Raw genomic sequence first — 8157 nt, forward strand, 5'->3', positions numbered from 1 at the left:
GCGTTTGTTGGTGGCGCTGTTGCTGGTCCGGCGGTGGCCGCGCAGGCCGCTCCCGAGCAGCATGTGTCGCCGGTTGCGATGTCGGTGATGGCCGACAGGGACCACGGTAAGGGTGACCACAAGGACGAGCACAAGAACGACAGGCCGTCGCGGGACCGGTTGGTGCCGCATGGTGTGCAGGGTGAGCAGGCGTCGATCCCGATCTCGGGTGAGCAGGCTGACAACGTGAAGGCGATCGTGAAGGCCACGAAGAAGGCTGGTCTGGACGAGCGGGCCGCCGTGATCGCCGTTGGTACGTCGCTGCAGGAGTCGAAGTTGGAGAACCTGGGTCATCTGGGTGCCAGCAACGACCATGACTCGCTGGGTCTGTTCCAGCAGCGTCCGTCGTCGGGTTGGGGTTCGCCGGAGCAGATCACTGATCCGCAGTATTCGACGACCGCGTTCCTGGAGGGTCTTCGTGAGGTTGATGGTTGGCATGATCTGCCGCTGACCGTGGCCGCGCAGAAGGTGCAGGTGTCGGCGTACCCGGACGCGTACGCGAAGTGGGAGAACCAGGCCGCTGACCTGGTCGCCAACGCCTGGAACAACAGCTGACCCACCCACACGAACGATCCGCTGGCCGGGTCCCCACCACGGGGACCCGGCCAGCGGCGTATCCACCTTCTCCGGCGGCAACGGCGGGTACCGCTCCCGGCGTCCTGGCGGCTGCGGTACTGGACCGGCAGCGGGTCCGTGACGTGACGGGCGGCGCCGGCCCGGCCGGCGCCGCACCCACCCGTTCGCGTCGTCCTAGAAGACGGGTACGCCCTCGCGGACCAGCCGCCAGTTCGGCTGGAAGAAGTCGGCCGGGTCGATGCTGCCCTTGGCCTGTGCCCAGTCGATCAGCAGCTGCCGGATCTCCTGCTGCTCGTTGTAGACCTGGGTCTTCACGATGCCGGGGAAGTTGCCGCCGCCGCTGCGCCGGTAGTTGTTGACCGCCACCACGAACTGGTCGGTGTCAACGACCGGGGTGTCGGTGCCCGGCTGGACGAGCCGGGTGATCCGCTGGCCCACCGGACGGCTGATGTCGATGTCGTAGTCGACGCCGGAGATCGTGTCGTAGTTGTAGTCCGGCACGGCCGGGTCGCTGATCTGCTCCGGGTCGACCGGCGCGCCCGGGCCGACGGTCCGGAAGTACTTCGCCGAGTACTCCAGGTACGCCCGTACCTCGGCACCGCTGAGCACCACCGCTTCCAGGGTGTTGTCGTAGATGTAGAGCCCCGCCACGTCCTTGATCCGCACGTCACCGGCCGGGAAGACCGCGGTACGACTGAACGGCGCGGCGATCGACAGCACCGGCAGGCCGGCGTACTGGCCGCCGGCGAGGGCGGCGGTGACCACGTCGGTCTGCACCTTGTTGATGTAGTCCAGGATCGGGGTGTCCTTGTAGCGGGACTCCGCCGCCGACAGTTCGACCGCCGAGGTGGCGACCACCTGGTTGACGTACGCGACCGTCTTGTTGTGCTGACGCCGTACCGCCGCGAGGACCTTCGGGTCCTCGGCCACGGTGTTGGTGTTCAGCATGGTGGCCCGCTTGCCGGTGATCCGCCAGCGACCGTGCTCGCGCTCCAGGGTGAAGTCCATCCGGGTGAGCCGCTGGCCCCACTTCGACGGCTCGGACATCAGCACCCGCTCGCCGGTGACGCGGTTGACGACGAACCGCTCGACCACCTCGTTGTGGGCGTGCCCGAACAGGATCGCGTCGATCCCGGGCACCTGCTCGGCGATCAGCGCGGACGGGTTCTCGTTCGGCAGTTCCGGGCCGTAGCTGGAGGTGCCGCTGTCTCCGCCGTGCGCGGAGATCAGCACGATGTCGGCGCCGCGCTGCCGCAACACCGGCACCCACCGGGCGGCGGTCGCCACCATGTCCTCGAACCGCAGCTTCCCCTCGACGTGGCCCCGGTCCCAGATCGCCACACCCGGGTTGGTCAGCCCGAGGATGCCGACCCGCAGCGTCGGCGCACCGTGCCCGAGCGAGACCTTCTTGATGACGTACGGCGTGAACGCCGGCTTGCCGGTCTTCTCGTTGACCGCGTTCGCGGCCAGGGCCGGGAAACCGAGCTGCCGGATCCAGCGGTCGAGCAGCGGCAGCCCGTAGTTGAACTCGTGGTTGCCGAGCGTCACCGCGTCGTAGTCGAGGACGTTCATCGCCCGGGCCATCGGGTGCGTCTCGCCGGTTTCGGTGATCGGCTCCTGCTTGGCGTAGTACGTCGCCAGCGAGGTGCCCTGGATGGTGTCACCGGCGTCCAGGACCAGCGTCGGCCGGTCCCGCCGCTCGGCCCGGATCTGCTTGACCAGGCTGGCGAGCTTCGCCACGCCGACGTCGTTGTGCGCGCTGTCGTCGTACTCCGCGTCCCGGTAGTAGTCCCAGTTGTAGACGTTGCCGTGGGTGTCGGACGTACCCAGGACGGTGAGGTCGTAGGTCTTCGGCCGGGTCGCGCGGTGGGCCTGTGCCGGTGCCGCGGCGACCAGGGGTGCCGTCGCGGCCGCCGCGGCGACAGCGAGCACCTGGCGCCGGGAGGGGCCGGTGAGAGGGGACATGCCGAGCCTTTCTCGGGGTTGACGTGCGCCTGGTGGGCGCCGAGGGGCACCCTAACCAGCCGCTTCCGGTCCCGCCAGCGGTGCCCGCCGACCCACGTCGAACGACATCGTCCGGCAACCTGCACTCCGGGCCGTGTTCGGCCGCCGGACGCTTCGGCGCCGGCCGAACCGTTCGGCACCTACCGTCGGGGCATGCCACCGTCGACGTATCCGGCCGAGCCGGCGCCACCCGACCTGCCCCTGGCGGAACTGGCCGGCTGCGCGCGCCCCGCGCCCCGGTACGCCGCCCTGCGCGACGCCGGCGTGCACCACCGGGACGGGGTCTACCTGGTCGCCCGACCGGACGACGTGGACGCGGCCCTGGTTGCCCCGGAACTGGCAGTCATCCCGCCGGGACGGCCCGACGTCTCCGCCGCCGGCCGGCTGCGCGCCCGGATGGCCCGGTTCTCCGACGGACCAGACCATGCCCGCCGTCGGTCGCTGGCGCGGGCCCTGTTGCCCGATCCGGACCGCGCGGCCCGGGCCGCCGCCGCCGAGACCGTCGCGCGAGTCGGCGATCGTGGCGGGCCCGTCGATGTCATGCCGGTGGCACGCACGGTTCCGGTGGCCGTGCTCGCGGCGGCCCTCGGGGTGGATCCCACCGAGATCGACCGGGTGGTCATGTTGACCGGTCGCCTCTGCGACGCGTTCGCCCCGGTGCCCCGGCCGACGGTCTCCCCGGCCGAGGCCGATGCCGCAGCCGAGGGGCTGCGGGAGCTGCTGCGCCCGGCGGTGGGCTCCGCGCAGGAGCGGCTCGCCGCCGCGGCCGGCCTGCTGTTCCAGGCCCGTGACGCGACCGCGGCGCTGATCGGGTCCGCGCTGCTCGCCGACGACTCACCGGCCGAACCCGACCGGCGGATCGAGACGGTGCTCCGCCGGCAGGCCCCGGTCCAGTCCACCCGGCGCTGGGCCCGGGCCGACCTGCTACTGGGCGGAGCGCTGGTGCCGCGTGGCGCCGAGGTGTGGCTGTTGCTCGCCGCCGCCGAGACCCCTGGGCGGTCGACCGGGCCGGCGACCTTCGGCGGCGGACCGCACGCCTGCCCCGGCCGGACGCTGGCCGCCGCGCTCGCTCGGGGAGTGGTCGGCGCGGTACTCGACCGGGGCTTCCGGCCGGTGCCGGGACAGCCGGTGGCGTACGAGGCCCGGCCGAACCTGCGACTGCCGGTCCGCGTCCTGGTGGCCCGGCCGTGACCGCCGCCCGGATCTTCCACGCCTTGCACCAAGGTGACCGGCCGTTCCTTCTGCCGAACGCCTGGGACATCCCCTCCGCACTGCTGTTGGCCGACGCCGGCTTTCCGGCTGTCGGCACGACCAGTCTCGGGGTCAACGCCGCAGCCGGAGTGCCGGACTCGACCGGAGACGGTGCCGAGCTGGCCGTGGCGCTGGCCCGGCAACTGGCGCCCCGGTTGCCGGTGCCGCTCACCATGGACCTGGAGAACGGGTACCACGACGATCCGTCGCGGGTCGCCGCCCTGGTCGAGGAACTCGCCGGCTGCGGTGTCGCCGGAGTCAACCTGGAGGACGGTCGGGCCGACGGAGGGCTCCGTGCACCGGAGGAGCACGCGGCGGTCGTCGGCGCGGTTGTCGCGGCCGCCCCGGAGCTTTTCGTCAACGCCCGGACCGACACGTACTGGCTGCGTACCGGGGCCGACGAGGGCGCCCGGTACGCCGACACCGTCGACCGGCTGACCCGGTACCGGGACGTCGGCGCCAGCGGCGTCTTCGTACCCGGGCTCACCGACCTCGACCGGATCGCGGCCGTCGCGGACGCGGTGGCGCTGCCACTGAACGTGCTCTGGTCTCCCGGCGCCGACCTCGACGCCCTCGCCGCCGCCAGGGTGACCCGGGTCAGTACCGGTTCGGCGCTCTACCGGCACGCCCTCGCCGCCGCCCTGGCGACCGCGACCGCCGCCGGGACCGGTACGCCGCCGCCGGTCAGTCCGGTCGACTACCACCAGCTCCAGGCCCGGCTGGGTCGCCGTCACGGAGATCCCCGCCGAGCCACCACGGCCGGTACATCGCCGCAGCCCGCCTCGGCAAGGCTGTCGACCGGCCTTCCGCCTGGTTAGGATCTTGATGACCGGCTGGCGGGGCCGGCCGGGAGCAGCCGAGGATACGGGGGACGGAATGGGTCTACGGGAGGACGCGGCGGAGATCCGGCACGAGCTGGTCGCCCTGCGCCGGGAACTGCACCAGATCCCGGAGGAGGGCCTGCACCTGCCGCGTACCCAGGAACGGGTGCTCGCCGCGCTCGCGTCGCTGCCGCTGGAGGTCAGCACCGGCACCGGGCTCTCCTCGGTCACCGCCGTGCTGCGCGGCGGCCGACCCGGTCCGGTGGTGCTGCTCCGGGGCGACATGGACGCCTTGCCGGTCACCGAGGGCACCGGACTGGACTACACCTCCCGCCACCCCGGCGTCATGCACGCCTGCGGCCACGACCTGCACACCGCCGGTCTGGTCGGGGCGGCCCGGCTGCTCGCCGCCCGGCGCGCCGACCTCGCCGGTGACGTGGTCTTCATGTTCCAGCCCGGCGAGGAGGGCTACGACGGGGCCCAGCACATGATCGACGAAGGGGTGCTAACCGCCGCCGGTCGCCCGGTCGAGGCCGCGTACGGGTTGCACGTGCTCTCCTCCGTGCTCGACCGGGGTGTGTTCTCCTCCCGGCCCGGCCCGCTGATGGCCGCCTCCGCCGGGCTGTTCGTCCGGGTCGTCGGAGCCGGCGGGCACGGCTCCCGTCCGGAGTCCGCGCTGGACCCGGTGCCGGTCGCCTGCGAGATGGTGACCGCGCTGCAGACCATGGTGACCCGGCGGTTCAGCACCTTCGAACCGGTCGTCATCACCGTCGGCACCTTCCACGCCGGTACCCGGCGCAACATCATCCCCGACGACGCCACCTTCGAGGCGACCGTCCGCACGTTCGACCCCACCGTGGGCGAGCAGGTCGGGGCGTACGCGGTACGACTCTGCGAGCAGATCGCCGCGGCGCACGGCCTGCGGGCCGAGGCGCGGTACGAGCTGGAGTACCCGGCGACCGTCAACGACGCGGCGGAGCACGAGTTCGCCGCCGACACCGTCCGGGAACTCTTCGGTGCGGACCGTTTCACGCCGATGGAACACCCGATGACCGGCTCGGAGGACTTCTCCCGGGTGCTGGCCCGGGTGCCCGGAGCGTTCGTCTTCCTCGGCGCCTGCGTCACCGACGATCCGGCGACGGCACCGGCGAACCACTCGCCCCGGGCGGCGTACGACGACAGCGTGCTCGCCGACGGTGCGGCGCTGCTCGCCGAGCTGGCGCAACGCCGGCTTTCGGCGTGACCAGCCACCCGGCCGGGGCGTGAACCCTGGCCGGGTGGCCCCGCCGGGCTAGGACGTGCGGCGGTGACACACGCCGGGCTCTTGGGACGCGTGCTGGTGACACGCTCCGGACAACTACCGTCCGGCGACTCGGTCGCTGACCGACGCCGGTGTCCTGCCCTCGGCGCGCAGCGCGGCCGCTTCGGCGAAGGCCCGGATCACCGCGTGGGCGACGGTCCCGTCTCCGGCAAGTTCCGGCTGGAACAGGGTGCAGAGGAAAAACGGGTGGCCGGGTAGTTCGGCGACACGCACGTCGCCCTCGGGGTCGAAGCCGCTCAACCGCAGGCCGTGCGCCTCCAGGGTGGCGAGATGGGACCGGTTGACCCCGTACGCGCAGTGGTAGCGCTCCTGGCTGCGGTGGGTGCCGAGCACCCGTTCGGCCAACGTGCCGGGCGTGACCAGCACCGTTGCCTCGTGTCCGACGAGGGAACAGGAGAGCGGCTCGATCAGCAGGCGCTCCCCGTCCGGAGTGTTCTCGCCGTGCACCACGTCGACCAGGCCGCAGACGTCGCGGGCGTACTCCAGCAGGGCGTGCTGGAAGCCGCCGCAGGTCCCCAGGAACGGGACGCCGGTCTCCCGGGCGGCCCGGACGGCGGCGACCGCGCCGGCCTCGCTGCGGTACGGACTGCCGGGCACGAGCCAGACTCCGTCGAATCCGGCCAGCGCGGACGCTTCCTCGGCGTCCGGGGTAGGGATCCAGTAGACGTCCAGGTCGAGTCGGTCCCGTTCACGCAGCGCGTCGAGCAGGGCAGGGATCCGGACATGCGCCCGTACGTGCGGGGAACGGTCGCCGACCAGGGCGAGCCGGGCGGTGAACGCGGTTCGGTTCTCGGACATGACCTCATCCTCGACCGGCTCGCGGGTACAGCACCAACGATGATCAGTGCATCCTCGATAAGGGATACTGATGACGTGGACCCGCACCTGCTGCGTACCTTCCTGGCCGTCGCGGACTGTGGCTCCTTCTCGGCGGCGGCGCGCCGACTCGGCTACACCCAGTCGGCGGTCTCCCAGCACATCGCGGCCCTGGAACAGACCCTCGGGGTGGCCCTGCTGCACCGTCGCCCGGTCGGCCCCACCGGGGCGGGGGAGCGGTTACGCGAACACGCCGCCGCGATCCTGCTGCGGTTGGACGCGGCGCGGGCCGACGTCCGACGGGCCTCCGCCGACCCGCCCGGCGAACTCCGCCTCGGGATCACCCCGCTCGCCGTACCGGAACGGGTGGCCAGGGCGCTCGCCGTCGTACGTCGGTCCCGGCCCGGCCTGGCGGTGACGGTCGGCTCCGGCGGCCGGCCGGCGGTCGCCACCGGCTTTGTCACCGGTGAGTACGACGTCGGCCTCGTCGCCGGCGTGGTCGCGCCGAGCGATCCGCTGCCGCTCGCGGAGTTCGGCGTCACCACCGGCGTCGCGGTGGACGAGGAACCGCTGGTGGTCCTCCTTCCGGAGGGCCATCCGCTGGCCTGGCGCACCGGACTCAGGTGGGACGACCTGCTGGACGCCCGGTGGATAGACGCCCCCGACGTTGCGGCGTCGCTGCCGGAACTGTGTGCCGTGGCCCGCTCCGACGGTCCGCGCCCGACCCTCCGGTACGACGGCATCGACCTGTGGCACCTGCTCGCACTGGTCGCGGCCGGTCACGGTCTCGCGGTACTGCCCAGCTCGGCGGTGCCGGCGTTCGCCGGGGTGGCCATGGTGCCGCTCACCGCCCCGCGTCTGGTCCACCGCACGGAGCTGCTGCAGCCGAGGGACGCCGGACCGGTGGTCGCGGCGTTTGTCGCTGTCCTCACCGAACCGTCGGCATCGCCGTACGGTGTCCGGCTGGGGCGGACCCAGCACAGCAGGGTGCCGTAATCCGGTATGTCCGGGCCGCACGAACGACGGCGGACGATCAACGACCGTCCGTCCCTGGTGTCCGGTTCGGGTTCATGATCGACAGGCTGTGGTGGAATGTTGGCGGGGCTGGGGTCGTTACATTACGCGTACGGCTGAGTAGCACGGCTTGTGAGCTGGGCTGATGGGTTCGGGTCTGGGAATGATCCGGGGCCTGCGGTCGTTACATCTCGTGTTCGCTTGAGCATCGACCCCCTGTGGTGCCGGCGGGTTTCTGGTCCCCGGAAGAGTCTCCTTCTTCTGGTGTGGGCCGTTGTTCTTCTCTCTGACACCTCGCGCACGTGTCCCCTCGCG

General features: G+C 72.1%; 7 protein-coding genes. 5 read left to right on the forward strand and 2 right to left on the reverse strand.

Translation table 11 applies throughout. The features are described 5' to 3' along the window. The first annotated feature begins 33 nt into the window (after positions 1-33). The gene (locus tag V1633_RS36790; protein WP_456238654.1) at positions 34-594 is read left to right on the forward strand and encodes a hypothetical protein; all 561 of its coding nucleotides are present in this window, start codon (positions 34-36) and stop codon (positions 592-594) included. 195 nt (positions 595-789) lie between these two features. Here V1633_RS36790 and V1633_RS36795 read toward each other — a convergent pair whose 3' ends face one another. Further along, positions 790-2580 carry a bifunctional metallophosphatase/5'-nucleotidase gene (locus V1633_RS36795; RefSeq protein ID WP_331218813.1) on the reverse strand — a complete coding sequence of 597 codons (1791 nt, stop codon included), beginning with the start codon at positions 2578-2580 and terminating at the stop codon, positions 790-792. Between the two features lie 192 nt (positions 2581-2772). Between V1633_RS36795 and V1633_RS36800 the strand changes: the two genes are divergently transcribed. The 3 genes from V1633_RS36800 to V1633_RS36810 are packed head-to-tail and all read left to right on the forward strand — an operon-like array spanning position 2773 to position 5934. Beyond that, entirely contained in the window at positions 2773-3810 is a 1038-nt protein-coding gene (locus tag V1633_RS36800) for a cytochrome P450 (protein WP_331218814.1), read from the forward strand. Further along, positions 3807-4688 (forward strand): isocitrate lyase/PEP mutase family protein, encoded by an 882-nt coding sequence (locus V1633_RS36805; RefSeq protein ID WP_331218815.1) that lies wholly within the window; start codon positions 3807-3809, stop codon positions 4686-4688. Before V1633_RS36800 ends, V1633_RS36805 begins: the two co-directional genes overlap by 4 nt. A gap of 58 nt (positions 4689-4746) precedes the next feature. Then, positions 4747-5934 carry a M20 metallopeptidase family protein gene (locus V1633_RS36810; protein ID WP_331218816.1) on the forward strand — a complete coding sequence of 396 codons (1188 nt, stop codon included), beginning with the start codon at positions 4747-4749 and terminating at the stop codon, positions 5932-5934. Positions 5935-6048: 114 nt separating this feature from the next. Here the strand turns inward: V1633_RS36810 and V1633_RS36815 are convergent, their stop codons facing one another. Beyond that, on the reverse strand, positions 6049-6810 hold the full coding sequence (locus V1633_RS36815) for a CTP synthase C-terminal region-related (seleno)protein (RefSeq protein WP_331218817.1): 762 nt from the start codon (positions 6808-6810) through the stop codon (positions 6049-6051). 75 nt (positions 6811-6885) lie between these two features. On the opposite strand from V1633_RS36815, the gene V1633_RS36820 reads away from it, so the two are divergent. Beyond that, the gene (locus V1633_RS36820) at positions 6886-7824 is read left to right on the forward strand and encodes a LysR family transcriptional regulator (RefSeq protein WP_331218818.1); all 939 of its coding nucleotides are present in this window, start codon (positions 6886-6888) and stop codon (positions 7822-7824) included. The last annotated feature ends 333 nt before the right edge of the window (positions 7825-8157 follow it).

It is taken from the genome of Plantactinospora sonchi (genome assembly GCF_036422035.1).
Taxonomy (GTDB): domain Bacteria; phylum Actinomycetota; class Actinomycetes; order Mycobacteriales; family Micromonosporaceae; genus Plantactinospora; species Plantactinospora sonchi.

What these genes read in the sequence shown, in the direction of transcription:
- V1633_RS36795 (WP_331218813.1), bottom strand. Translation starts at nt 2,580, where the DNA reads ATGTCCCCTCTCACCGGCCCCTCCCGGCGCCAGGTGCTCGCTGTCGCC.
- V1633_RS36800 (WP_331218814.1), top strand. Translation starts at nt 2,773, where the DNA reads ATGCCACCGTCGACGTATCCGGCCGAGCCGGCGCCACCCGACCTGCCC.
- V1633_RS36810 (WP_331218816.1), top strand. Translation starts at nt 4,747, where the DNA reads ATGGGTCTACGGGAGGACGCGGCGGAGATCCGGCACGAGCTGGTCGCC.
- V1633_RS36815 (WP_331218817.1), bottom strand. Translation starts at nt 6,810, where the DNA reads ATGTCCGAGAACCGAACCGCGTTCACCGCCCGGCTCGCCCTGGTCGGC.